Raw genomic sequence first — 25,062 nt, forward strand, 5'->3', positions numbered from 1 at the left:
CCCGGGGCCGTGAGCTTGCACCAGGTGGTGATTGCTTCGCAATCTGACGTTGCCCCACCGGCTGCGGTTCTACGCCTTGACGTATCCGTTCGGATTCAGCACGAATTTCGTTGCCGAACCGGCGTCAAATTCGGCGTAGCCCCGCGGTGCGTCCTCAAGTGGGATCGCTGTGGCGTTTACTGCCTTGGCGATCTGGACCTTGTCGTGCAGGATGGCCATCATCAGCTGGCGGTTGTACGACATGACGGGGCACTGTCCAGTGGTAAACGACAGGGACTTTGCCCATCCGGTGCCCAAGGACAGCGACAGGGAGCCGTGCTTTGCTGCCTCGTCAATTCCACCAGGGTCGCCGGTGACGTACAGGCCGGGAATGCCAAGGGCCCCGCCTGCAGCGGTGATGTCCATGAGCGAGTTCAGTACGGTGGCGGGCGCCTCATGGGAGGCGTCCTTGCCGTGGCCACGGGCTTCGAACCCTACCGCGTCGACGCCGCAGTCCACTTCGGGGACGCCAAGGATCTGCTCGATCTGGTCCTTCGGATCGCCGTTGGTGACGTTCACCGTTTCGCAGCCGAAGGAGCGGGCCTGAGCCAGGCGGTCTTCGTTCATGTCACCGACAATCACGACGGCGGCACCGAGCAGCTGCGCGCCGACGGCGGCCGCGAGGCCCACCGGGCCGGCACCGGCAATGTAGACGGTTGATCCCACGCCCACTCCGGCGGTGACGGCGCCGTGAAAGCCCGTGGGGAAGATATCGGAAAGCATGGTCAGGTCCATGATCTTTTCCAGGGCCTGGTCGCGGTCCGGGAACCTGAGCAGGTTCCAGTCAGCATAGGGGACCAGCACGTATTCGGCTTGGCCGCCCACCCAGCCGCCCATATCCACATAACCATAGGCGCTTCCCGGGCGGTCAGGGTTGACGTTCAGGCAGATGCCCGTCTTGCGCTCCTTGCAGTTCCGGCAACGGCCGCAGGAGATGTTGAAAGGTACAGAGACAATGTCTCCCACCTTGATGAACTCCACGTCCGGACCGACTTCCACCACTTCGCCGGTGATTTCATGGCCCAGGACGAGGTCCTTGGGGGCCGTGGTCCGGCCCCTGACCATGTGCTGGTCCGAGCCGCAGATATTGGTGGTCACCGTGCGCAGGATCGCGCCGTGGGGTACTTTCCGGCCCACATTGGCGGGATTGACGCCAGGCCCATCTTTGAGCTCGAACGTCGGGTAGTCGGTGTCGATGATTTCGACGACACCGGGTTCTTTGTAGGCAACGGCTCTGTTTCCTGACATGGACACTCCTTTTGGTAGGGGTATTTGGTGCCAGGCCTTCCATTGGGATGGCCTTGCACTGGTCCGGCAAAGTTGCAGGCACTGCCCCATGACCCGTGAAGAATGCTTCGATGAGGATACCTCCCCAGGTTTCAAGCCACCGAAGCACCCTTCACGGGCACGGGACAGACGGTCGACGAGCCTGTACTGATGAGACTAGGGTCACAAGACCTGCAATGAAAGCGCAAGATTTTGAAGATAACCATGCGGAATGAATGCATGATTAATCGCGGTTCACCTCGCGACGCGTGCGTAGGGTAAAAGCTGAAGGGACTGGGCCCGGTGCATCACCGGACCCAGTCCCTTCAGCTCCAGCTCGGAGCTGAGCCGGTCACATCGTGAGTGTTATTTCGTTCCGGGGAGGAACATTGCCTCTTCCAGCGGTGTCACCTTGAGTGACTTGAGCTGGGCGGTACCGCCCTCGGCGAAGAGGGCCATCTTGTCGGCTCCCGGGTTGGGGAAGACCTGATCTGTAATGGTCTTCAGGCCGTTCTGGGCGAACACCTCCACGGAGGAGCGGTCGAGGTAGATCCGCATGGTGACGTTGCCGTTCTTGTCCAGCGTGACGGCGGCGTCCTCGATGGATGCAAAGGCCGGGTGGAATGTGGTGTTGCCGGATTTTGTGCGGTCAACAAACATCTTGCCGGTCGTGGCATCGTAGCCGATGACGGTGGACGACTCTCCGTCGCCAAGGACGGTGATGCCGGATTTTGTTGCAGTACCGGGGGCGAAGCTGATGTCCACCTGCTGCACCTGGCCTGCCAACTGTGCAGGCAGCGGGTGCGTGCCAGCGGAAATCGGGCCGCCCTTCTTGTCGTTATAGCTGACTTTCCCTCCCAGTTTTTCCACTTGCTTCACGGCGCTCTGGGTGAGGCGGGGGCCGTCAGGGGTTTGGGTGAGTTTCACTTCGCGGGGAAGGGCCATGGCGCTGCGCCAGGGGCTGGTGGGGATGTTGTTGGCGTAGTCCCAGTTATTCATCCAGCCCAGCATGATCCGCTTGTCCTCGGGCATGTTGCCGAAGGACACAGCGGCGTAGTAGTCCCGTCCGTAATCCAGCCAGTCATAGGACTCCAGCCGGGTCGTCGCTGGGGCGGGGCTTGCTGTGAATTCGTCCGCGAGTATGTGCCCCCAGCCGAACCGGTTGTCGTCGACAACCTTGATGTGTGCCTGCTGGCCAACGAATTCCTTGACATCCCAGGAGGCCCAGTCCAGGGTTTCGCTGTCGTTGCCGGTGGCCGTACGTACCACCTTCCCGTTGACCACCAGGTTCACCGTTTCCTCATCGGACCTGGGAACAGCGGCAGCGTCGGTGAGCATGACGTGGTCAAGGGTCAGGTGTCCCCACCCGCCGGTCGCTTGGTCGACAATACGCAGCCGGGCGTTTTGCCCGGCGAACTCGGAGACGTCCCAGCCTTTCCAGTTCAGCAACCCGCCGTTGTCACCGGCCAGGGAGCGGACCACGTTGCCATTAACGAGCAACTGGACGGCCAGGGTCTGTCCGGAGTCGGCGGAGCGGTTGCCGCCTCCGACCAACATGCTCATGAAATTCTTCGTGATGGGGAACTCGGGTGATGTCAGGGTACCTTGGCGGTCATCACCGGGTACGGTGCCGGTTTCGAATGTGTTGATCCGTTTGGCGCCAATGTAATAGTCCCCACCGCTGGTGGCTGGCTGGAAATTGGGGGTCAGGTCTCCTGTGCCGGTCCAGCCGGCATCGGCCAGCGTCGTCCCCTCGGTAACTTCGAAGCCGTCAAACTTGAGCTCGCCCTCGGGCGGGTTATTGTCCAGCTTGTCCGAGACATGGGGGTGCTTGCCTCCGCCCACGAGGAAGTTCAAGTAGTCGTCCGTCACGGTGAATGTGGGTGACTGCATGGAACCGAGTGGCCAGTCCCCATCATTGAAAGAGTTGATCAGCCCGCTGCCGCCGAATCCTGTCACGGGGCTCTGACCGGGCAGGGAACCGGCGGCCGGGGCCTCACCGAAGGGCCCATTCTTCCAGTTGCCCGGTTCGTTGTTCACAGTCCAGCCGTTGTAGGCTCCGTCGTTGAATCCGGCCAGGACTGTTCCGGCCGGCGCGGCGGTGGCTGGTTTGGTGGTTTCGGAGGTGAACGTGGTGCCGTCGAAGTTGCCCACGAAGTACTGCCCGGCGGAGCCTCCTGCGACGCCTCCGGGGTTGATATTGACGACCATGACCCATTTGATGTTCTTCGTGTCGCCGTCAACGGCCAGGGGGAACAGGTCGGGGCACTCCCACTGCCCGCCGGTGGCGTTGGCGGGCCCGAAGTCGCTCAGTGCGGTCCAGTCCTTGAGGTTGTCGGACTTGTACAGGACAACCTTGTGCTCCTGCGATTCCACCGCGGTCATGACCCAGTAGCCTCCGCCGGCCGGGTTGTCGTACCAGAACACCTTCGGGTCACGGAAATTGGCTGAGTTCCGGCTCAGGACAGGATTGCCGTCGTACTTGGTCCATGTCTGGCCGTCGTCCAAACTGTAGGCCAGGGACTGGGCCTGCAGGCCGCGGTGCGGGGACGCTTCCTTGTAGGCACTGGTGTAGATCGCGATCAGGGGCGGGTTTTCCACCGTGCCCAGTCCGGACGTGTTGTTTTTGTCGACGACGACGCTGCCGGAGAAAACATCTTCCTGGGCATCGGTGGAGATGGCCAACGGCTGCTCTTCCCAGTGGACGAGGTCCTTGGACGTGGCGTGGCCCCAGGACATGTTCCCCCAGGTGTTCCCGGAGGGGTTGTGCTGGTAGTACATGTGGTAAACGCCCTTGTGGAATACGAGCCCGTTGGGGTCGTTCATCCAGTTCTTTTCCGGCGTGTAATGGATGGCCGGGCGGTGCAGCTCATCCCCGAGTTCGACGGCGGACGCGGGCATGGCACCAGCCAATGCAGTGGCGAGCGAGAGGCCGGCCAGTGTCAGTGCAGAGACGCTGCGCGCGCCCCGCATTGTGGATTGTTTCATGTTGCTTGTATCGCCCTTCATCGCGCGTGTCTAGCCAGTAGACAACGTTGTCAGTCAACGCGATGGACTCTAAAAGATGTCTATCGGACAAGTCAACGGCCATTTTGTGGCTGATTTCCTGCGTCTGAATACGTTGCCGGGCCAGGCAACGACGACTGGCCCCGCGTCCACAGGACGGGGGCTGAGGCGTGCGAAGGAGCGGTCCTTGAGGGGAAACCCTGGGCGGCGCCTACCCTATGGCCGCTGTCTCCAGCCGGGCTAAAGGACCGGGTTGAGCCAGGTCAGCTCCGAGGCGTCACCTTCGATGTGGCGGGCCAATTCCTCGTTGAACCTGGCTCCGTAGTCTGCGGTGATGTGCTCTTGGAACGCGGCTTCATCCCGGTAGACCTCGAAGACGAAGTATTCCCGGGGATTCTCTTCGCGGGTGTAGGGAAGAAACAGTTCGTTGCCTGGTTCGTTGCGGACGTGCTGGGTCAATTCGGCCATCATTTCGGCAACGCGGGCCTCACTGCCGGCTTTGACGGTGAATTCGGCATACAAGGTTTTGGTCATGATCTCTCTCTTTATTTGGCTGCAGAGGTGCAGTTCTTCTTGGGAAAGGGTTATGCCGGCGGGCGGATTTCGCCGGAGCCTCTTTGGATGAGCTCGGAGGGGACAACGTAGGTCCGCGGAGGTTGATCGTCGCCATCGATTCTGGCCAGAAGCCGTTCGGCGGACTTAACGCCAATCCGCTCCGGGTGTTGAGCGATGACAGTAACCCCGGGGTCCATCATGTCGGCAAGCGTAAAGTCGTCAAAACCGACAAGTGCCACACGCTTGTGTGCGCCAAGCTCCTTCAGGGCGCGCATCGTTCCGAAGGTGACGAGGTTCTGGCTGGAGAAGATTGCCGTCGGAGGATCCTCGGAATTCAACAGTTCAAGGGCCGCCCGCCTCGCTGCTTCCTCATCATGAAGATCGTCGATGACGGGTAGTGCGGAGGTGGGAATTCCTGCCCCACTGACCTCCTCGAGGAAGCCCCGCCGGCGCTCCCGCGCGGTTTGGATGTCTGTGCGGTCGCCCAGGTAGGCCAATTTGGTGTGTCCGTGCATCAGCAGGTGTGCGGCCGCTTTGCCCGCACCCACGGCGTTGTCAGTAACCACAGCATCAGCGTCAACCCCTACCGGCTCCCGGTCAATAAAGACCATTGGCAGGTTTCTGGAGTGCTCCGGAATCATGTAGGCCTGGTTTTTAGCGATCGGTGTCAGGACAAGGCCGTCGACCCGCCTGCCCAGGAAAGCTGCGATGATGGCCTGCTCCCGTTTAGGGTCGTCGTCGAGGCTGGCGGCGAAAACGGCTATTCCCCGGGCGCCAAGCGCATCCTCCATGGCCCGGTGTATCTCACCACTGAACGGGTTGGAGACGCTGGGCAGCAGGAGGCCAACCGAGAGGGTCCTTCTGCCCGCCCGGCGGAGGCTGCCGGCTGTGACGTCCAGCTGGTAGTTGAGCTGCGCGATGGCATCGAGCACCTTTTGGCGAGTGGCCTCAGATACCCCGGCCTCGTCGTTGATCACCCGGGAAACGGTTTTGATTCCGACACCCGCGAGTGCCGCCACATGGCGCATCGTGGGTCGCGTCGGGGATAGGGGTGGTTGGTAACGATCGGACATCGTTGTCAAGAAAGTCGCTCCTTCTCGTTCTTTTCCTATTGACTCTAGCGTGTGATCCTGCTTACCTCGTTATGACATCGTTGTCGAGGCCAGCTAAGGCCTCAAACACCAGGAGATTCAATGTTGAGTTCCAAAGCACCCCGTTCAATGGCCACCCGCCTGTTCGCGGCAGGAGCGGTCCTGACGTTGGGAGCGGTCAGTCTTTCTGCCTGCGGCGGCAGTTCCAGTGGCCCCTCAGCCAGCGGAGGCTCCGCTGATGAGAAGGTGGGCGTCTCCCTGATCGTGAAGACCACCACCAACCCGTTCTTCGTTTCCATGCAGGACGGTGCAAAGAAAGCCGCCGAAACAGACGGGGTTGACCTGAAGCTGGCCGCCGGCAAGGCCGACGGCGATGAGGAAACGCAGATCCAGGCGATCGAAAACGCTATCTCCAAGGGGGATAAGGGGATCCTGATCACGCCCAACGGCCCCTCCGTGGTTGACGCCCTGAAGAAGGCGAAGGATGCAGGCCTGTTCGTCATCGCCCTGGACACCCCGCCGGACCCGGCCGACGCCGCGGACATCACGTTCGCCACCGACAACTTCGCCGCCGGGCAGTTGATCGGCAAATGGACCGCAGCCCAGCTTGGCGGGAAAAAAGCGACCATCGCCCTGCTGGACCTCTTCGACGACAAGGTCGTCTCAGTGGACTATAACCGTGACCAGGGCTTCCTGACCGGGCTGGGCATCGACACCGCTGACAAGAAGAAGAACGGTGATGAGGCCAAGACCGGCAAGTACACCGGCGGCAAGGGCGGTGAGTACGAAATCGTAGGCAGCCAGGCCTCCCAGGGCGCCGAGGACGGCGGGCGCACGGCGATGGAAACCCTCCTCGCCAAGAACCCGAATGTCAACGTCGTCTACACCATCAACGAACCCGCCGCCGCCGGTGCCTTCGAGGCACTGAAGTCCGCGGGCAAGGAGAAGGACGTGCTCGTGGTTTCGGTTGATGGCGGCTGTAGCGGCGTGAACAACGTCAAGTCCGGCGTTATCGGCGCCACCGCCCAGCAGTACCCGGTCAAGATGGCCGAACTTGGCGTGAAGGCCATCGTGGATCTGGCCAAGACCGGTAACAAGCCTGCCAACTCGCCGGGCCTGGACTTCTACAACACCGGTGTCGAACTCGTCACCGACAAGCCGGCCGACGGCATCAAGAGCATCACCACCACTGAAGCTTCCGATATCTGCTGGGGCAAATAGAACCCCGCAGCCATGCGCCCGGGGAGGTCGCGCACCGCTACGGCCTCCCCGGAGCACCAATTCCGCGCTAGCTCCGCCCTAGCAAACCATCATCGAAGATCAGGACCCATCGTGACCCAGCAACAGACCGCCGGCCCGCCCAGCGCCGGGCATGCCGACCTGGCGGAGGAATTCCTTGACCGCCAGACCCCGCTCAGCCGGATACGCAACATCCTCCACCGCTACCCCGCCCTCAGCCCGGCCCTCGTACTTCTCATCGCGGTGGTTGTGTTCGGCCTGCTTAATGACAGGTTCCTGCGGGTTGAAAACCTCTCGCTGATTACCCAGCAGGTTTCCGTCGTCGGCACCCTGGCCATCGCCCAGACACTCATCATCCTCACGGCCGGGATTGACCTGTCCGTCGGAGCCGTGATGATCCTGTCCTCCATGGTCGTGGCCCAGCTCGCCGTCAACAACGGGCTCCCCGCGCCCGTTGCCCTGCTTGCAGGCCTGATCGTGGGACTCGCCGCCGGAGCCGTGAACGGATTCCTGGTCACCAGGTTCCGGCTCCCTCCGTTCATCGTCACCCTCGGCACCCTGAATATCTTCATCGCCCTGACGCTGCTTTACTCCAACGGAGCAACAGTGCGTGGCTCGGCAATGCCGGGCCTGCTGACCTGGACCGGGACGACCTTCCCGGTGGGCGCCGTCAGGATCTCCACCGGCGTCGTCGTGATGCTCCTGCTCTACATCGCCATCGCCTTCATCCTCGGCAAGACGGCCTGGGGCCGGCACGTCTACGCCGTGGGCGATGACAAGGAAGCCGCCCGCCTGGCCGGCATCGCCGTGAACAAAGTCCTCATGAGCGTCTACCTCGCCGCCGGCGCCGTCCTGGCCATCGGCGCCTGGATCCAGATCGGCCGCACCAACGCAGCCAGCCCCAACGCCGGTGTGGACCTGAACCTCGACTCCATCACCGCCGTCGTGATCGGCGGAACCAGCCTCTTCGGCGGCCGCGGCTCCGTCTGGGGAACACTCCTCGGCGCCCTGATCGTCGGCGTCTTCCGCAACGGACTCTCGCTCGCCGGGCTGGACGTTCTGTACCAGACCCTCGCCGTAGGCGTCCTGATCATCCTCGCTGTGTCCATCGACCAGTGGATCCGAAAGGTCAAGTCATGACCATGACAGAATCAGCAGCCCCCCACACCGCCACCCGCGAGCCAATCCTGTCAGCCAGGAACCTCGTCAAGACCTTCGGCCGCGTGGTCGGCCTGGACGGCGTCAGCCTGGACCTCTACCCCGGCGAAGTCCTGGCCATCATCGGCGACAACGGTGCAGGCAAATCAACCCTGATCAAATGCCTTACCGGAGCGGAAGTCCCGGATTCCGGCGAACTCTTCGTCTCAGGACAGCCGGTACATTTCAAGCGGCCGCAGGATGCCCGCGCCCACGGGATCGAGACCGTGTACCAGAACCTGGCGGTATCGCCGGCACTCGATGTGGCGTCAAACCTGTTCCTCGGGCGTGAAGAGCGGGTCCCCGGCCCGGTGGGCAAGCTCTTCCGCGTCCTGGACACCAAGGGAATGCGCCGCAAAGCCAAGGACGAGCTCACGCGGCTCGGCATCTCCACCCTTCAGGACGTCACCGTCCCGGTCGAGAACCTCTCCGGCGGCCAGCGCCAGGCCGTGGCGGTCGCCCGTGCCGCGGCGTTCGGTTCAAAGGTTGTGGTGCTGGATGAGCCGACGGCGGCGCTGGGCGTGCGCGAGTCCAACCAGGTCCTGCAGCTGGTCCGGGACCTCCGGGACCGCGGCCTGCCGGTCATCCTGATCAGCCACAACATGCCCCACGTGTTCGACGTGGCAGATCGCATCCACATCCAGCGCCTCGGCAAATGCGCGGCCACCATCACCCCGCAATCCCACAATATGACCGATGCAGTGGCAATCATGACCGGTGCAGCCACCGCCTGATCAACTGTTTGCCCCCCGACGTCAGTCCGCGGACCAGGTTACCGGTCCGCGGACTGACGTCGCTTGAACAGCCCCCACCACAGCTCCCCACGAGAGACAGACCATGGATTACCTCACAACAGCCCGGCAGGACATTCACCCGACACTTGACGTTACGGTCGTGGGCGAAGCGCTGATCGACGTGGTCACAACGTCACACGGCCAGGTGGAACACCCGGGCGGCTCGCCGGCCAATGTAGCCTACGGACTCGGCCGCCTCGGCGTGACCACAGGCCTGCTAACGGCCATCGCGCCGGACGCCCGGGGGACCGCCATCGAAAACCATCTCCGCACCGCAGGAGTGGTACTCCTGCCCGGCTCGAAATCCCTCTCCCGGACGGCATCCGCAACAGCAACCCTCGCTCCGGACGGCTCTGCCACGTACGAGTTCGATATCTCCTGGGACCTGGCCCCCACACCGCCGGCGTACTTCCCCAAAATCCTGCACACGGGATCCATCGCCACTTTCCTTAGCCCAGGTGCCAGCGGCGTAAAAGCCCTGCTGGAACAGGCCCACCGGCACTGCATGATCACCTATGACCCCAACATTCGGCCAGCCCTCCTCGGCAGCCACACGGAAGCGAAGGCCATCTTCGAAGAGCTCGTGGCCCTCACCGACGTGGTCAAACTCAGCGATGAGGACGCCCAGTGGCTGTACCCCCGGAAAAGCCTGGACGAAACCGCAGCACACATCCTCGGACTGGGCACCCGGTTGACCGTCATTACTAAAGGCGCTGAAGGTTCCCAGTTCACCACAGCCGCCGCCACCATCAGCATCCCCGCCGTGAAAACGACAGTTGCAGACACCATCGGCGCCGGGGACTCCTACATGTCCGCCCTTATCCTGGGGTTCCTCACCCGAGGAACCGAAGGCTTGGCCCCAGCTGTCCTGGAGCAGCTTGGACACACCGCAGCCGCAGCCGCGGCCATCACAGTACAGCGCCCCGGAGCAAACCCACCGACCCTTGAGGAACTGAACGCCGCAGTCGAAGCCAATGCCCCTGCTCAGTACGCAGGTGCCTGAAGCACATCATCAAAAGGGGTTGGTCCTGCACACTATTTTTCGGTGGGGTCCTCAGGCCTTGAGTTGTAGTGGATCCTTGGCCTGGGCGGGCTGGACCTTCCCAGCCTGCCCGCCCGCGCTGGAGACCGGCTTCACGCGCCGCAGCGCGGCGAGGATGGCCCGGCCTACCACCGCGATGCCGATGATCGTGGTGGTGGCGCGCAGGGTGTCCCACCCCGCCGTCGACGTCACCAGCGAGTACAGCAGGAAGCTGCTGAGGTTGGTGTCCAGCGGCGCGCCCGGCTCGTAAGAGATGCCCGTGCCGGCGCCCACCGCGAAGGGCCAGAACCACAGGTTGGTCAGCAGGCCGAACAGGTAGGACGCCACCACGCCGTAGCCGCACAGCATCCACAGTTCTGCCTTCCCGCGCACCCGGCGGGGGAGCAGGCCGGCACCCGCGCCCACCCACGCGCAGGCGAAGATCTGGAACGGTGTCCACGGCCCGATCCCACCCCACAAAGCACTTGAGACGGCGATGGTGGCCGCGCCGAGGAGCATGCCGAAACGGGCGCCAAAAGCCCGGCCGGCCAGGATCAGCAGAATAAAGACTGCCTCCACACCCCCGACGCCGGTGCTCGCCACCCGCACCGCGGAACCTACCGCGGCCAGGACACCGAGCAATGCCACCGTGTGTGCGGAGCGGACGGATCCGTCAAGGGACACCACGATAGCCACGACGGCGATGGGTGCCATGGCCAGCGCCGCGTACGGGAGTGCCGCGGCGGCATCCTGCGGCAGGGCCGCAGCGAGCAGCGGCCAGCAGAAGGCACCGAGAGCCAAGAGGTTTGCGGCGGCGAGGACGGCGAGCTCGACGGGCCGCGGCATCCGGACGCGGTGGTGCTTCCTCGCGCTGTGAGCGTCGGTTGATTCGTCGGTTGGTTCGTCGGTGAACTTTCGTGCTGGGATTTGAGGTGCTGTTGCAGGCTGCCCGGAGACGGCATCAGCCCGAGCGGCTTCCGTTTCGGCAGAGGGCGCGACTCCGTCACGCATCGAGAGGATCCGGGCGCCGAGGCCGTGGGCAAAGTTGAGGTCGTGCGTGGCGATCAGGACCGCCGCACCGGAGTTCGCTGCGGCCCGCAGCGCCGCCGAAACTGCCGTGCGCGCCGCGGGATCGAGGCCGCGGGTGGGCTCGTCGATCAGGAGTACTTGAGGATCGTCCATGGTCTGCAGGGCGATGGCAAGGACTCTGCGCTCTCCGGCGGAAAGGTCCCGGGGATGCTCATGCCCGATGGGAATGGTGACGTCTCCGCGCAAACGGGCGAGGCGGGACGCTGCGGAGCCGGGTGCAGGGTGGACTCCGCCTTTTCGGCGGGCCTGTCGCCGCTCGGCGGCGCGAAGCTCTCCCGCGACGGTATCCCTGGTGAAGAGGTCGTCCGAGGCGTCCGGCACCAGGGCGACCCGGCCGCCGTCGCCCGTGCCGCCGTCGACCGTTCCTTCACTCACCGCTCCTTCACCGAGGGCAAGCGCCACCAGGAGGGACGACTTCCCGGCGCCGTTCGGCCCTACGAGGGCCACCACTTCGCCGCGGTGCAGGGTCAGGGACGCGTCGCGCACCAGCGGCTTGCCCTTGCGGTGTACCGCGAGGTTGGTCGCCGTCAGCACGGGCGGGACGTCCAGGCGCTCTGCTGGCGAGTCGGGGACAGCGATTGGGTGCGAAGACGCGGCTGGCGGGGCACTTGGCAGCAGGGCGCCGTCGTCGATGGTCCACCATGAGTCGGCAACGGGGACGAGCGCTTCCGCCCGATGCTCGGCCACGATGACACAGACACCTGTGTCGCGGGCGAGTGCATGAAGTACGGCGATGACGCGTGCGCGGGCTGCGGTGTCGAGGTCGGCGAGTGGCTCGTCCACCAGGAGCAGGGCCGGATGGTCCACCACTGCGGCGGCGATGGCCACTAGTGTTGCCTCCCCTGCCGAGAGGGTGGTGAGATTCCGGTCCAGCAGCGCGGCCACGCCAATCCGCTCGGAAACCTCCTGCACGCGGGCCTTGGTGGACGCGGATGGCATGCCGCGCAGCTCAAGGGCGAGGGAGATTTCATCCCGGACCCGGGTGCTGGCGAAGGCGGCCCGGGGATTCTGCAGGACGACGCCTACGTGACGGGCGGTATCGCGCGGCGGAGTGGTGGCGCGGTCCGCCCCGGCAATGCGCACGGTGCCCAAGATGTCCCCGCCGTCGACGTGGGAGAGGAGGCCGGCGATACCCCGCAGGATGGTGGATTTGCCGGAACCGGTGGGCCCGGTAATGACGGAAATAGAGCCACTGGCGGGGGTGAACCCGGCAACACGGACGGTGGCATCACCGATGCGGAATTGTGCGTCCCGGATGAAGACCGGCGCTTCGGAATGGGAGCCAGACTGGTTTGGTGCCCGGCTCCCGAAGCCACGCAGTTCCAGGGCCGCTGCCACCCTGCTGGCGTGCTCCAGGGTGCGCTCGAGCACGGGCACCAGGGCGCGCGGTCCGAAGCGTTCACCCCGCAACCGGAACGCCAGGCGTACGGAGGTCACGGCGTCGGACAGTGCAGGGAGTGCCGCCCACGCCACCACCAGCATCCGGGCAGTGCCCTGCATGGGACCGCGGCGGGCCAGGTGCACGAAGCCGCGGGCCACGTCCACCCAGGCGTTGAGCAGGCCGAACCCGAGGAACATACCGGCAATGGGCAGGGCGGACAGGACCGCCGCCCACAGCCCGGGACCGGAGACCGGACCGAGGAAGACCACATGGGCGTAGGGGGCAGGCAGACGCATGGCTGGCAGATCGAGCAGGATGGGCGAGCCAATGCCCGCGCCGTTGAAGAGGACGCGGTAGATGACCCGCGCCGCGATGAACACGACGGCGAGAGCAATGCCGGCGCGCAGCGGCGCGGGTCGAAAGGTCATGCCTTGGGGGCGGCCGGTTCGCCGTCGACGGTGAAGAGCAGTTCCAGGCTCTCTCCGGGGCTCACCTTCTGGGTGGCGAGGCCCTCCTGGGCGTATGCCCAGTCACCGGAGGCCGGCTTGACCCAGAAAGCCCAGTAGGCAAACGCGGCGGGCATGCCTTTGCACTCTTCCCGGTAGGTGCCGCCCTTGTGGACGATGTCCAGGTCCGCGGCAGGCACGCCGTTCACACGGCACACCAGTTCAGTTGGATACTGGGTGGTGCCCTCGGTTTTCACCTTTGCCTTGTCGAGCACCGCGGAAGCGACGGTGGGCGCGTCCACGGGCACGCAAACGGAGGTGTCGGCGGCGGCCTGCTTCAGCGCGCCCGAATCGATGATGACTTTCACGCCAGCGCAGGGTCCGTCGGAGGCGCTGGCAGAAGTGGCTGCTGTGGAAGCCGATTCGGAGGCAGCGGGCTGGGTGGTAGCCGGCGCGGAGCAGGCTGCGAGGGTAAACAGGAGACCGGCGGCGGCGAGGGAGCTCGCGGCGGCGGTGCGGATCTTAGTCAAAGTCACCTGTCAAGGGTAGGGCGTTGGTGGCCCGGATTTGGAGGCCGTCGTGTTGTGTGACGCCCGGTCTGTCATCGCAGCGGGTGAGATGCCCGCGAACCACCATCAGTCCGTTCGACCGCCTTGGTGCCGCTGATGCTCCAGGCAGGGACCGGTTCCGTGGTTAACGTCGCCTCCGAAGCGGGCCTGCGAGGTTCCGCTGCCGGCGCGGCCTACACCGCGTCGAAGCACGCAGTGGTAGGCCTCACCAAGAACTCGGCCGTGATGTATGGACCCAAGGGTCTGCGCTTCAACGCCGTGGCTCCGGGTGCCACGATCACCAACATCGTTGCCGACAGGGGGTCCCAGCTGGCCGCCGAACGCCTTGGCCCGCTTATGCAGGCCACTGTCCCCGCGCCCGCCACCGCAGCGCAGCTCGCCGCATCCATCACCTTCCTGCTCAGCGACGACGGCACCAACATTAACGGCGCCATCCTTGCCTCCGACGGCGGCTGGTCCGCGCTCTAGGGAAGCGAGTAGGCACACAGGGAAGCGGACGACGGCGGGGGCCTCCCGGCGTCGTCCGCTTCTGTTTGAAAATTACGCAGTTATGAAGGTCATCGCCCGACAAGGCCCATATGCAGATCGTTGTAGCGGTTCCCCTGCACGCCGATCCGGGCGGCGACTGCATCGAGGTCGGCCACTTCATCGGCGGACAACGCAACGGCGGTGGCGCCCGCGTTCTCCTCCAGGCGCTCGCGGCGGCGCGTCCCGGGGATCGGCACAATCCACGGTTGCTGCGCGAGGAGCCAGGCAAGTGCGATCTGTCCTGGGGTGGCGTTCTTGGCAGCGGCGAGGCCGGCGACGTGCTGCACCAGTGCCTGGTTGGCGGCGCGGTTCTCGGGCGTGAAGCGGGGGATGGTGCCCCGAACGTCACCCTCCGAGAATTTCGTGGACGTATCCACGGTTCCGGTGAGGAACCCCTTGCCCAGCGGGCTGAAGGGCACGAAACCGATCCCCAGTTCCGCCAGCGTTGGCAGCACTTCCGGCTCCGGATCCCGGGTCCACAGCGAGTACTCGCTCTGGACAGCCGTCACGGGAAAGACGGCGTGGGCGGCGCGGATGGTCGCTGCCGAAGCCTCTGACAACCCGAAGTGGCGGACTTTCCCGGCCTGGACGAGTTCGCCCACCGCGCCGGCCACCTCTTCGATGGGCACATCGGGATCAACGCGGTGCTGGTAGAAGAGGTCGAGCGTGTCAACGCGCAACCGGCGCAGTGACTCCTCCCCAACGCGCTTTATCCGCTCAGGCGAACTGTCCAGCCCCACGGATTTCCCGTCCTCGATCCGCCACCCGAACTTCGTGGCGATGACTACCTGTTCCCGGACCGGCGCGAGTGCTTCCCCCACGAGTTCCTCATTGACGAAGGGTCCGTACACCTCGGCCGTGTCAAAGAAATTGATTCCGATCCCGGCCGCGTCCCGCAACACACCGATCATCGCCTGGCGGTCCCCGGGGTTGGGGCCGTAGCTCTGGGACATGCCCATGCAGCCAAGGCCGATAGCCGAGACCTGCAGGCCCTGCCCAAGTGTCCGTGTATGCATAGAATCTCCCTTTGCTGGTATCGTCCTGCCGACGCCCATGTGCCGGGCTTACCTCCAGTCAACGCCTTCGCGGACGCGCAAGGGAGTCCCTGCTGAAACGGGGACTGGCAGACCCTCCCTTGTCGGCACCCCCGATCCGACGGAGCTGCCCTCAAGACGCGGCACGACCCTTCGGTAGTGATGCATCAACACGCCTCCGGCGTTGCCCGGGACGGGAGGTAACATCGTCAGCAAAGTCATCTGCAGCGTACGCCACTGCCTGCTGAGTAGGCGTCGTGGGTCTGAAAGGGGAGCAGTGCGCGCAACAGTCAAGGACGTCGCGCGCCGCGCAGGTGTTTCACCCAAGACTGTCTCGAACGTGATGAACGGCATCGTTCCGGTAAGTGAAGCCACCAGGCTGAAGGTGGAGCAGGCCATTCTCGATCTGGATTACGTGCCCAATCTCTCCGCCCGTGGACTGCGGAACGGGAGGTCCGGTGTCATTGCGCTGGCCTTGCCTGACCTTGCTACGCCCTACTCGGCGGAGATTGCCCACAACATCGTCGAGGTGGCGCATGAGCAGGGCTGGGTTGTGCAGATCGAGGAAACCGGCTCCGACCCCCAGCGCGAACATGAACTCATGGTGCGTGCCCGCACCAATCTGATCGACGGGCTGATCCTCAACCCTGTGGTGCTGGATGAGAGCGCCGTCCAGGTGGGCGTTGCCCTTCCGCCCGTTGTCCTGCTGGGTGAGGTCACCCAAAAGCTCGCCGACCGCGTCTTCGTGGACAGCGTCGCGGCCGCGCGGGACATGACACTGGCCCTGGCGAAGTCCGGGCGCCGCAGACTCGCCGTCCTGGGAACCACCCAGGGCCGGGGATCGGCCGCGGCGATCGCGAGAACTCAAGGCTATGAACAGGCACTGGAGATCCTGGGCATCGCCCGGGACGAGTCACTGCTGGTTCCCTGTGAAAAATGGACGCCGCAGACTGCCGCCGATGCACTCAGCACCTACCTGGACTCGCATCCCCTTCCCGAGGCCCTGTTCTGCTTCACGGATTCCATGGCCATCGGCGCCCTGAGCGTGCTCTGGAAGAGGGGCCTGCGGATACCGGACGATATTGCAGTGGCGGGCTTCGACGACATCGCCGACGGCCGCTATGCCGTGCCTTCCTTGACCACCGTGTCCTTTGACAAGCGCGCCATTGCCAGCGAAGCCCTGCGCCTCCTGACGGAACGGATGGCGGACAGGGGCCAGGAGCAGCGCGTGGTTTCCATCGACTACAGCATTGTGGAACGGGACAGCAGCCGCGGCTGAAACGAGAACAGTCGATCAAATTGTTGGCGCTAACAATTTTCTCTTGCCGCAGCTATTACATCGATGTAATGTGAGACCCGCGTCACCCTCAGTGCAACATTGGCGGGGAACGCAGCGCGCCGGAACCGGAAGTCTTGAGCAAGAAGAAGTGCCCTTTCAGCGGACCCATCCAAAGGAGTGATTGGTGAAGCAGTTTGAATTTTTTCCCGGGAAGCAGTTGTCCCGTAGGCAGTTACTGACAGGAACGGCCGCCCTGGGCAGCGTCCTGGCAGCAGGCGCCTTGACCGGCTGCGGCGGGAACGCCCAGGCCTCCACGGTGCGGGATATCGGCTTCTGGCATCTGCTGTCAGGTGGCGACGGTATCAAGATGCAGGCGATGATCAACGGCGCCAACCAGGCCAATCCGGACTTCAAGGTGCATCCCACCGTGCTGGCCTGGGGACCCCCTTACTACACCAAACTGGCCATGGCCTCGGCAGGAGGACGCCCGCCTGAGGTAGCCATCATGCATGCCAGCCGGGTTCCGGGTTACGCTCCAGGCGGCCTGATCGACCCGTGGGACCTCTCGCTGCTGGCAGAGCACGGAGTTTCCGGTGCTGACTTCGCCCCGCGAATCTGGGAGAAGAGCCAGCAGAACGGCAAGGTGTTCTCCATCGCCCTGGATTCACATCCCTTCGTCATGTTCTACAACACCGACATCGCCCGCAAGGCAGGAGTCCTGGCCAGCAACGGGCAACTGCAGGAAGTGGCTTCCCCGCAGGAATTCATGGCCATGGCCAGGGAAATGCAGAACGTCACTCAAGCCCATGGACTGTCCTTCGGCTACCTTGGCAGTGGATCCCAGATGTGGCGGCTCTTCTACACCCTCTACAAGCAGCACGGCGCTGACATGGAACTGACACCGGGCCAGCCGATGAAGGTTGACCGGGACGCAGCCATTGAGTCGCTGGAATTCATGGCATCGCTTTTTGATGACACCATCGCGGCCAAGAGCGGCGACATCAGCACCGGCATCGCGGAATTCGCCCGCGGCGACTCGGGCATGCTCTTTAGCGGCGTTTGGGAACTGCCGACGCTCAAGAAGGCAGGACTGCCGGTGGACGCCGCGACCATTCCCACGCTCTATGGCACGCCAGCAGCCTACGCGGACTCGCATTCCTTCGTCCTTCCACGGCAACTGAATGTGGATGAAGCGAAGCGCCGCGACGTCTACAAGTTCGTCAGCGATGTCCTCAAAGGATCACTCTCCTGGGCAGAAGCGGGCCATATTCCTGCCTACCAGCCCGTGGTCCAGTCGCAGGCCTACAAGGACCTTACGCCGCAGGTGCATTACGCCAATGCAGCCGATGTCATTGCCTACGATCCCGAAGCCTGGTTCAGCGGCTCAGGCTCCGACTGGCAGACCTACTTCGCGGAGAACGTACAGAACGTCCTCCTGGGACGCGACAAGGCAGTTGCAGGTTGGGACGCCTTCGAAGAGCGCACCAACAACCTTCTTTCCCGGCCCAACCCGGTCTAACCGCACGAGTGACAAAGGAGTCCTTCATGAGTTCTTCACTAACAGCCCGGCGGAGCCCCGGGAGCCTCACCAGGAGCAACCTCAGTGGCTGGGGGTTCGCCACGCCTTTCCTGGTCTTCTTCCTCGTGTTCCTCGTGTGGCCCCTTCTTTATGGCCTCTACATGAGCCTCACCGGCAAGTCCCTTACCGGAGCCAATGACAGCCTGATCGGCTTTGCGAACTACGCCGAAGCCCTGGCCGACGCCGGCATGTGGCGCTCACTCGGCAACACCCTCTACTTCACGGTCATCAGCACGGTTCCGCTGGTCTTGGTGGCCCTGGTGATGGCGGCACTGCTCAACGTCGGATTGCCGGCGCAATGGCTGTGGCGGCTCTCCTACTTCGCCCCGTACCTGCTCGCGTCCACTGTGGTCTCACTGTTCTTCACGTGGATGTACAACCCGCAGCTTGGCCTTATCAACGATTCCCTTTCCAAGATCGGAATTCCCAAGGTTGCCTGGCTAAACGACCCCAATGTGGCCATGTGGGCCATCGTCATTGCCACGCTGTGGTGGACTGTGGGTTTCAACTTCCTGCTGTACCTGGCGGCGATGCAGAACATCCCCCACCAGCACTATGAGGCGGCATCCCTGGACGGCGCCGGAGCCTGGCGCCAGTTCTTCTCCATCACCTTGCCGCAACTGGCTCCCACCACCGTGATGATCGTGCTCCTCCAGATCCTGGCCTCGCTCAAGATCTTCGACCAGGTGTACCAGATGACCGCCGGCGGCCCCGGAGGATCAACCCGGCCCGTGGTGCAGTACATCTTTGAAACCGGGTTCACCGGCTACCGGCTGGGCTATTCCGCAGCCATCTCCTACATCTTCTTCGGACTGATAGTGCTCGTCTCGGTCATGCAGTTCGTAATCACCCGCCGCAGGAGTGCATAACCATGGCAATTCAGACGCTTAACCGCCCCGAGTCAGGCACCAGCACCAGCCAGGAACTCCGCCAACCGCGCAAGAAGATGACCGCAGGCAAGATCGCCGCCGTCGTGGTCGCCGCGATTATCGCAGTCCTGTGGCTGATCCCCTTCGCGTGGGCGACCGCCACCGCGTTCAAGACCGAGACGGACGCCGCAGCTCCGAAGGTCAGTTGGCTGCCCCCGTCGGGCTTTACTCCCGAAGCTTTCGTGAAGGTTTTCCAGGACGGCAACATCCCGCTCTGGACGTGGAATTCGCTCTACACCTCGGCGGCCATCACGGCCATCACCCTGGTGATCTCCGCGCTGGTGGCCTATGCCCTGTCCCGGATCGACTTCAAGGGCAAGAAGGTGCTGATGACCGTGATCATCGCCTCCATCATTGTCCCTCCGCCAGTCCTGATCATCCCGCTGTTCTACCAAATGCTCGCCCTGCACATGATCGATACCTCCTGGGCGATCATCCTGCCGCAGGTCATCCACCCGGCCATGGTGTTCGTGCTCAAGAAGTTCTTCGACCAGATTCCCCGCGAACTTGAAGAAGCCGCGGTGATGGACGGCGCCAGCCGCATGCGGATCTTCACCCAAATCATCCTGCCGCTGTCCCGGCCCATCCTGGCCGCCGTCGCCATCTTCGTGTTCATCGGGGCCTGGAACAACTTCCTGTGGCCGTTCATCGCCACCAACGACGGTGCACTCCTTACCTTGCCGGTGGGCCTGCAGACCATCAAGAGCGCCTACGGCATCCAGTACGCACAGAACATGGCGTCGGCTTTGCTCGCGGCGCTGCCGCTCATCCTCGTATTCCTCTTCTTCCAGCGCCAGATCATCAAGGGCGTCGCGACGACGGGCCTCGCCGGTACCTGAACCGGCACCTTCCGCCTACCAACCAACGCTTACAAACAGACCTGAACCACAACCAAGGAGCTGCTGCCCATGTCCCGCGCCCGGATTACCCTCGACCGTGACTTCACTATCGGCGAAGTACCCCGCCGCCTCTTTGGCTCCTTCGTGGAGCACATGGGCCGCTGCGTCTACACCGGCATCTACGAGCCGGGCCACCCTGAAGCGGATGAGAACGGCTTCCGCCTTGACGTCCTCAAGCTCGTCAAGGAACTCGGCGCCACCGTCATCCGCTATCCTGGCGGCAACTTCGTCTCGGGCTACAACTGGGAGGACGGCATCGGCCCGCGGGAGAACCGGCCCAGCCGCCTGGACGGCGCCTGGCACACCGTGGAGTCCAACGCCTTCGGCCTGCACGAATTCGTGGATTGGTCCCGCCAGGCCGGTACGGAAATCATGGAAGCCATCAACCTGGGCACCAAGGGAGTGGATGCGGCCCGCGAGATCGTGGAATATGCCAACCATCCGGGCGGCAGCTATTGGTCCGACCTCCGCGCGAAGAACGGCCACAAGGACCCGTTCAATATCAAGCTCTGGTGCCTGGGCAACGAGATGGACGGACCGTGGCAGATCGGCCACAAGACCGCAGAGGAATACGGCCGCCTGGCGCAGGAAGCCGCCAAGGCCATGCGCTTCGTTGACCCGGACATCGAACTGGTGGCCTGCGGAAGTTCCAACTCCGGCATGCCGACGTTCGGCGCCTGGGAGCAGACTGTCCTGACGCACGCGTATGACGAGGTGGATTACGTCTCCCTCCACGCCTACTACCAGGAACACAACGGCGACGCCGGCAGCTTCCTCGCCAGCGCAGTGGACACCGACTATTTCATCGAATCAGTCATCGCGACTGCGGATGCGGTCCGCGCGAAGGGAAAGCACAAGAAGCACATCAACCTTTCCTTCGACGAGTGGAACGTCTGGTACCAGCGCGGTCTGGACACCGAAGACCAGCCACGCAACGTGGCCAAGGCGGGCTGGCGCGAGCACCCCCGGGTCATCGAGGACAAGTACAACGTGACGGATGCCGTGGTGGTGGGAACCCTGCTGAACTCGTTGCTCCGGCACGGCGACCGCGTCAAAATCGCCAACCAGGCACAGTTGGTCAACGTGATCGCACCGATCTTCAGCGAGGAAAACGGCCCGGCGTGGCGCCAGACCATCTTCCACCCGTTCGCCCGCATGGCAGAGCTGGCCAAGGGCCAGATCCTGCGCTTGTCCGTGGACTCGGACAAGTACGAGAATGCCCGCTTCGGTGACACCGACCTCGTGGATGTCAGCGCCACGTGGAACGAGGAAACAGGCCGCATTGCGCTGTTCTTCGCAAACCGCGGCCTTGAGGAAGCGGCAGACATCGAAGTTTCACTGCGTGGGTTCGATGCCCGCCAGGTACTCCGCGCGGAGGTCCTGGAAATCCCCGAAGACGGAGACCGTTTCACCATCAACACCCAAAGCAGGCCGAACCAGGTGGGGCTCAAGCCACTGGAAGAGGCCAAGGCGAGCGGCTCCGAACTCCGGGCAACACTCCCGGCGCTGTCCTGGGCAGTGATTGAACTCGATGTCGCCAAAAACTGACGCTTCCGCCGCGGCGTAGTGGAGCGGCACCACACAGGAGCGGACGATGGCGGGGGCCTCCCGCCATCGTCCGCCCACCACTGTGCGCCAGAAGCTAGGCGGCCACCTCCGACGGCACGACGCTGCAGTCCGCCGGCGTGCCTGCGAGCTGGGGTGCCCAGCCGTCCGTTCCCTGCAGGTAGTCCCTGGCCGTGTAGTTGCCCGCCTCAGCCCCGGGCAACTGCGGACGGTCGGCGGTTATCTGCGCGCCGGGGCCGCGGTTGTTGTACTCGTGGAACCGTGCCTCGCGCCAAGAGAAGCCGCTCATGTCCGTCCAGGGCGTGCCGGAGATGTGGGAACCAAGCCAGGAGTCCCGGACCAGGACCTGGGCAACTGCTTTCGGGTCACCGCCGGAGTGCCACGGCCTGCCAAGGTGGACGGAGTTTGGCGCAGCGTCGGAGACAAGCCGGCACTGGTCAAAGAGGTAGCCGTACTTGATCGACAGATCAAGGCTCCCTGCTGTCACGTAGCCGTTGTTCGTCGTCGAGCCGCGGTCCAGGGACTTGATCTCGCAGCCGTTGAAAACAGCAGTTCCGCGGCCGAAGATGAAGTCCACATCGCCCTCCACGTAGCAGCCGTCGAAGTAGAACCGGGCCGGGACGCCTGCACCGGGTGAGTTGACCAGCAGCGTGTCCTGGTTGCCGAGCAGCCTGACGTTGGACAGCACAGAGCGGTCACCGGTGATGTGCAGCGCCACGGCCTGACGGTCCTTGATCCCCATGTTGGCGGCCTCGTCGAAATCATTGCTGATGGTCAGGTTGCGGGCCGCGAAGTCCGGCCCGTCGATCCGGACGGACGCACTGCCCGACGTGCCGAAGTTGCCGCTGCCGTCCGGCTTGGGCGTCCCGGACGCATTGTTGTAGACGATCACCACATCCTCCGGCAGGGCGCCTTGGCCGATGAAGCTGATCCGCGGTTTGTCGGCGGGCACCCGCACGGCTTCCCGGTAGGTGCCGGGCTGGATCCTGATGACGGTCCGCTGGAGGCTTCCCGTCCGCACCGAGTCAACCGCGGCCTGTACCGTTGCGAACGTCCGGCCCGGTCCGACGTCGAGCGTCACCGGGATGTCGATGGGCCGCTCCGCGGGCCAGTACATTTCCAGGAGGGGATCCGCGACGGCGTCGATGTTCAGGAAGTAGCCGGGCGGGACGATCTCCTTGGACTGCAGTTCGCGCGCCACCAGGCCGGCAACCGCCAATGCGCCCGCGGCCTGGAAATGCGTGTTGTCCTCCGAGCCCTGCGGATACTGCGGGTGCTCGCCGGGAGCGAGGAAAAGGAACTTCTGCTTGGTTCCTTCCGGCCCCAGCTGCTGCCACAGCTCTTTCGAGGACGCGGTCAGGTCCACCAGGGGAGTGCCGGACGCTGCGGCGAGTTCCCGCACTGCCTGCGGATACGCTCCGTGGGAGTCCTTCGCATTGCCGAAGGAATCGAAGCGGCGGCGTTCCACGGGGGTGACCAGCACGGGCTTGCCCCCGCGTGCTTTGGCACCGTCGACGTACCGGCTCAGGTACTCCTTGAAGGTGGTGTCCGGGAGCGTTCCCCGTGCGGGGTCCGTCACTTTTTCGTCGTTGTGGCCGAACGAAATCAGCAGGTAGTCGCCCGGCTGCATCAGTGCCAGCACCCGGTCCAGCAGTCCGGCGTCGGCAAAGCTCTTGGAGGAGGCGCCGGACCAGGCGTAGTCAAAGACGGTTGCCTGCGGTCCCAGCAGGAGCGGCAGTGCCTGTCCCCAGCCCGCGCGGGGGCGTTCGGACTGCTGATAGGCCGACGACGTTGAGTCACCGACGACGAAGAGCACCGGTTTGGTACGGGGTTTCGTGGGATCGGGGTCCGCCTGGGCGACAGCGCCCGCTATGCCCGTCCCCGAGAAGGCCGCGGCCCCGGCGGTGAGCGCCAAGGTGGCCAGGACGCTGCGGCGGCTCGGCAGGATGGCGGCCATCAGAGGTTCCCTCCTGCACTGAAGATGGGCCCGGTGGAGTCCTGGAGCAGTGCGGGCACGGACTGGGCCGGGTGGACCTGTGTACGCAGGATGGGAGCCCAGGATGTGTCCGCTGCCAGCTGGTCCGCCGGTGCTGCCGCGGCGTTGTACTCGGCGAGAATGTCAGTGATCTTGCCGTTGACCGCGTTGGCGATGGTGGTGATGGCCGTTCCCTTGTACCGGCCGATGATGTCGGCGGCGCCGATTCCGGCCGGAAGCGTGAAGGCGTTCGCCTCAGCGTAGAGGTGGGAGCTGAATCCGGCGCCCAGGCTGTATTCGTAGGGAATTGCGCTGTCCTCTGCCACCTTGAAGTGGTTGTTGTACACGTCCACCTGACCGAAACGGACGCGCGGGGCACGCTGGCCGACGTTTTCGAAGACGTTGTGGTGGATGGTGACGCGCAGCTTGCCGGGGTCTCCGCGGTTGGCCGAATCGGTGGAACCGATCAGGAGCAGCTTGTCATGGTCCGAGAACCGGTTGTAGGACATCGTCACCAGGTCAGAGCCGTTGGTGACGTCGACGGCGCCATCATGCACCTGGTAGGGGCGGCCGAAGTAGAGTGGCTGGGCGCTGTCCAGGTTGGGGGCGTCCGTGAATTCGGAGTGGTCAATCCAAACGTGGGTGGCCTTGTTGATGACCTGCAGCAGGTCGTACTCGCTGTTCCAGTTCCCCTCGGTACCGTCGGTGGGGTCCCAGGCGGGGAAGCAGTCGGCGGCATCGCGCACGCTGAGGTTGCGGACGATCACGTTGGTGGCGCCATTGACGCGGAGGGCGGCGCCGGTGATGCTGCTCTCCGGAGCGGCGCCGACGATGGTGGTGTTGCTGGGGATGTCCCAACGGATGGTCTTCGCCTGGTTTGCTGCGGCGAGGCGCCTCGCGCTTTCCTGCGGGCCGGTGGGCTCCTGGGCCCGGCCGTAGGTTGCGGGGTCGAAGTCCTGAAGGTACTGCTCCAGGCTGTAGCCCGTGCCAGCGGCGTAGTCTTCACAGGTGAGCGGGGAACCGTCCGCAGCAGTGTTGGCGTCGATGCTGCCGTGGATCCGGACTATCTTGGGCTGGCTTCCGGCCGCTGCGAAGGCGGCCAGCAGTTCGGCCTTGCTGGAGACGTCATAAACGTTGGCGTCTGCTGCCGCTGAGCCTCCCGTGGTTCCGGTTCCTTCGGATGCCCAACCGTCGCCTGCGGAAAGTACCTGGCGCTCCAGCGGGGTTTGGGACGTCTGGGCGATAGGGTCCGCCACCGGGTTGGGGGATGCTCCCGCAGGAGCCGAAATGGCCAGTGCTCCTGCTACGGCAATGGCTGCGGACATGGATAAGCGGGTACTGCGTTTTCGCATGTTCTCTCTTCCGTCATTGGAATGAACTGCGCTTCGGCCGGAGTCCACTGTGACGCCGGTCATTGTGAGCGCTGACAAGGACACTACCGAGAAAGCGGTTTCTCAGCAATACCCGTCTCAGAGAATCCGCTGTATTTGGAGGTGAAAGAGGAATTGGTCCCTCCCGGTTCACCCGCCAGCAACCACCAGGTCCCCACCCGTTCTTCCTGGACCAGCAGTCTTTTCACG

At 64.1% G+C, this 25,062-nt stretch carries 18 protein-coding genes and 1 pseudogene; 10 read left to right on the forward strand and 9 right to left on the reverse strand.

Going from position 1 to position 25,062, the window contains the following annotated elements:
- Positions 1–69: 69 nt before the first annotated feature.
- From fdhA to QF047_RS01670, 4 genes are all read right to left on the reverse strand, one after another.
- A complete protein-coding gene (gene fdhA, locus QF047_RS01655) occupies positions 70–1,287 on the reverse strand; it encodes a formaldehyde dehydrogenase, glutathione-independent (RefSeq protein WP_307273209.1) in 1,218 nt (405 codons plus the stop codon).
- 384 nt (positions 1,288–1,671) lie between these two features.
- A complete protein-coding gene (locus QF047_RS01660; RefSeq protein WP_307273210.1) occupies positions 1,672–4,293 on the reverse strand; it encodes a GH32 C-terminal domain-containing protein in 2,622 nt (873 codons plus the stop codon).
- Positions 4,294–4,551: 258 nt separating this feature from the next.
- A complete protein-coding gene (locus QF047_RS01665; RefSeq protein WP_307273212.1) occupies positions 4,552–4,845 on the reverse strand; it encodes a putative quinol monooxygenase in 294 nt (97 codons plus the stop codon).
- Between the two features lie 50 nt (positions 4,846–4,895).
- The gene (locus QF047_RS01670; RefSeq protein WP_307273214.1) at positions 4,896–5,894 is read right to left on the reverse strand and encodes a LacI family DNA-binding transcriptional regulator; all 999 of its coding nucleotides are present in this window, start codon (positions 5,892–5,894) and stop codon (positions 4,896–4,898) included.
- A 165-nt stretch (positions 5,895–6,059) separates the two neighbouring features.
- On the opposite strand from QF047_RS01670, the gene QF047_RS01675 reads away from it, so the two are divergent.
- The 4 genes from QF047_RS01675 (at position 6,060) to QF047_RS01690 (ending at position 10,190) form a co-directional block, all read left to right on the forward strand.
- Positions 6,060–7,178 (forward strand): substrate-binding domain-containing protein, encoded by a 1,119-nt coding sequence (locus QF047_RS01675; RefSeq protein WP_307273216.1) that lies wholly within the window; start codon positions 6,060–6,062, stop codon positions 7,176–7,178.
- A 111-nt stretch (positions 7,179–7,289) separates the two neighbouring features.
- Positions 7,290–8,336 (forward strand): ABC transporter permease, encoded by a 1,047-nt coding sequence (locus QF047_RS01680; protein ID WP_307273218.1) that lies wholly within the window; start codon positions 7,290–7,292, stop codon positions 8,334–8,336.
- Entirely contained in the window at positions 8,333–9,127 is a 795-nt protein-coding gene (locus QF047_RS01685; protein WP_306635981.1) for an ATP-binding cassette domain-containing protein, read from the forward strand. Before QF047_RS01680 ends, QF047_RS01685 begins: the two co-directional genes overlap by 4 nt.
- A 103-nt stretch (positions 9,128–9,230) precedes the next feature.
- The gene (locus tag QF047_RS01690) at positions 9,231–10,190 is read left to right on the forward strand and encodes a carbohydrate kinase (RefSeq protein WP_307273221.1); all 960 of its coding nucleotides are present in this window, start codon (positions 9,231–9,233) and stop codon (positions 10,188–10,190) included.
- A gap of 51 nt (positions 10,191–10,241) precedes the next feature.
- On the opposite strand, the gene QF047_RS01695 is transcribed toward QF047_RS01690, so the two are convergent.
- Both QF047_RS01695 and QF047_RS01700 read right to left on the reverse strand, forming a co-directional pair.
- Complete coding sequence (locus QF047_RS01695) at positions 10,242–13,106, reverse strand: ATP-binding cassette domain-containing protein (RefSeq protein WP_307273224.1); 2,865 nt, start codon at positions 13,104–13,106, stop codon at positions 10,242–10,244.
- Positions 13,103–13,660 carry a hypothetical protein gene (locus tag QF047_RS01700; RefSeq protein ID WP_307273225.1) on the reverse strand — a complete coding sequence of 186 codons (558 nt, stop codon included), beginning with the start codon at positions 13,658–13,660 and terminating at the stop codon, positions 13,103–13,105. The genes QF047_RS01695 and QF047_RS01700 overlap by 4 nt, the downstream gene beginning before the upstream one ends.
- Positions 13,661–13,774: 114 nt before the next feature.
- Here QF047_RS01700 and QF047_RS01705 point away from each other — a divergent pair.
- Positions 13,775–14,161 (forward strand): annotated as a pseudogene (locus QF047_RS01705) (SDR family oxidoreductase); the annotation flags it as partial.
- A gap of 89 nt (positions 14,162–14,250) precedes the next feature.
- Here the strand turns inward: QF047_RS01705 and QF047_RS01710 are convergent.
- Entirely contained in the window at positions 14,251–15,237 is a 987-nt protein-coding gene (locus QF047_RS01710; protein ID WP_307273228.1) for an aldo/keto reductase, read from the reverse strand.
- 295 nt (positions 15,238–15,532) lie between these two features.
- On the opposite strand from QF047_RS01710, the gene QF047_RS01715 reads away from it, so the two are divergent.
- The 5 genes from QF047_RS01715 (at position 15,533) to QF047_RS01735 (ending at position 21,489) form a co-directional block, all read left to right on the forward strand.
- Positions 15,533–16,534: a LacI family DNA-binding transcriptional regulator gene (locus QF047_RS01715; RefSeq protein WP_307273230.1), complete on the forward strand. Its 1,002-nt coding sequence runs from the start codon at positions 15,533–15,535 to the stop codon at positions 16,532–16,534.
- Between the two features lie 184 nt (positions 16,535–16,718).
- Positions 16,719–18,053, forward strand: a complete 1,335-nt coding sequence (locus QF047_RS01720; protein WP_307273232.1) for an extracellular solute-binding protein — start codon at positions 16,719–16,721, stop codon at positions 18,051–18,053.
- A gap of 26 nt (positions 18,054–18,079) precedes the next feature.
- Entirely contained in the window at positions 18,080–18,982 is a 903-nt protein-coding gene (locus QF047_RS01725; RefSeq protein WP_307273235.1) for a carbohydrate ABC transporter permease, read from the forward strand.
- Positions 18,983–18,984: 2 nt separating this feature from the next.
- Positions 18,985–19,881, forward strand: a complete 897-nt coding sequence (locus QF047_RS01730; protein WP_307273237.1) for a carbohydrate ABC transporter permease — start codon at positions 18,985–18,987, stop codon at positions 19,879–19,881.
- A 69-nt stretch (positions 19,882–19,950) separates the two neighbouring features.
- A complete protein-coding gene (locus tag QF047_RS01735; protein WP_307273239.1) occupies positions 19,951–21,489 on the forward strand; it encodes an alpha-N-arabinofuranosidase in 1,539 nt (512 codons plus the stop codon).
- A gap of 94 nt (positions 21,490–21,583) precedes the next feature.
- On the opposite strand, the gene QF047_RS01740 is transcribed toward QF047_RS01735, so the two are convergent.
- Both QF047_RS01740 and QF047_RS01745 read right to left on the reverse strand, forming a co-directional pair.
- Complete coding sequence (locus QF047_RS01740; protein ID WP_307273241.1) at positions 21,584–23,464, reverse strand: pectinesterase family protein; 1,881 nt, start codon at positions 23,462–23,464, stop codon at positions 21,584–21,586.
- The gene (locus QF047_RS01745; RefSeq protein ID WP_307273243.1) at positions 23,464–24,807 is read right to left on the reverse strand and encodes a polysaccharide lyase family 1 protein; all 1,344 of its coding nucleotides are present in this window, start codon (positions 24,805–24,807) and stop codon (positions 23,464–23,466) included. Before QF047_RS01745 ends, QF047_RS01740 begins: the two co-directional genes overlap by 1 nt.
- Between the last annotated feature and the right edge of the window lie 255 nt (positions 24,808–25,062).

Source organism: Arthrobacter sp. W4I7 (assembly GCF_030816215.1).
In the GTDB taxonomy this organism is placed as follows: Bacteria; Actinomycetota; Actinomycetes; order Actinomycetales; family Micrococcaceae; genus Arthrobacter; species Arthrobacter siccitolerans_A.

Bases quoted from the DNA above. Each gene is read 5' to 3' on its own strand.
- QF047_RS01730 (WP_307273237.1), top strand. From the start codon at position 18,985: ATGGCAATTCAGACGCTTAACCGCCCCGAGTCAGGCACCAGCACCAGC.
- QF047_RS01695 (WP_307273224.1), bottom strand. From the start codon at position 13,106: ATGACCTTTCGACCCGCGCCGCTGCGCGCCGGCATTGCTCTCGCCGTC.
- QF047_RS01740 (WP_307273241.1), bottom strand. From the start codon at position 23,464: ATGGCCGCCATCCTGCCGAGCCGCCGCAGCGTCCTGGCCACCTTGGCG.
- QF047_RS01665 (WP_307273212.1), bottom strand. From the start codon at position 4,845: ATGACCAAAACCTTGTATGCCGAATTCACCGTCAAAGCCGGCAGTGAG.
- QF047_RS01685 (WP_306635981.1), top strand. From the start codon at position 8,333: ATGACCATGACAGAATCAGCAGCCCCCCACACCGCCACCCGCGAGCCA.
- QF047_RS01675 (WP_307273216.1), top strand. From the start codon at position 6,060: ATGTTGAGTTCCAAAGCACCCCGTTCAATGGCCACCCGCCTGTTCGCG.
- QF047_RS01690 (WP_307273221.1), top strand. From the start codon at position 9,231: ATGGATTACCTCACAACAGCCCGGCAGGACATTCACCCGACACTTGAC.
- QF047_RS01670 (WP_307273214.1), bottom strand. From the start codon at position 5,894: ATGCGCCATGTGGCGGCACTCGCGGGTGTCGGAATCAAAACCGTTTCC.
- QF047_RS01745 (WP_307273243.1), bottom strand. From the start codon at position 24,807: ATGTCCGCAGCCATTGCCGTAGCAGGAGCACTGGCCATTTCGGCTCCT.
- fdhA (WP_307273209.1), bottom strand. From the start codon at position 1,287: ATGTCAGGAAACAGAGCCGTTGCCTACAAAGAACCCGGTGTCGTCGAA.
- QF047_RS01710 (WP_307273228.1), bottom strand. From the start codon at position 15,237: ATGCATACACGGACACTTGGGCAGGGCCTGCAGGTCTCGGCTATCGGC.
- QF047_RS01660 (WP_307273210.1), bottom strand. From the start codon at position 4,293: ATGAAACAATCCACAATGCGGGGCGCGCGCAGCGTCTCTGCACTGACA.
- QF047_RS01735 (WP_307273239.1), top strand. From the start codon at position 19,951: ATGTCCCGCGCCCGGATTACCCTCGACCGTGACTTCACTATCGGCGAA.
- QF047_RS01725 (WP_307273235.1), top strand. From the start codon at position 18,080: ATGAGTTCTTCACTAACAGCCCGGCGGAGCCCCGGGAGCCTCACCAGG.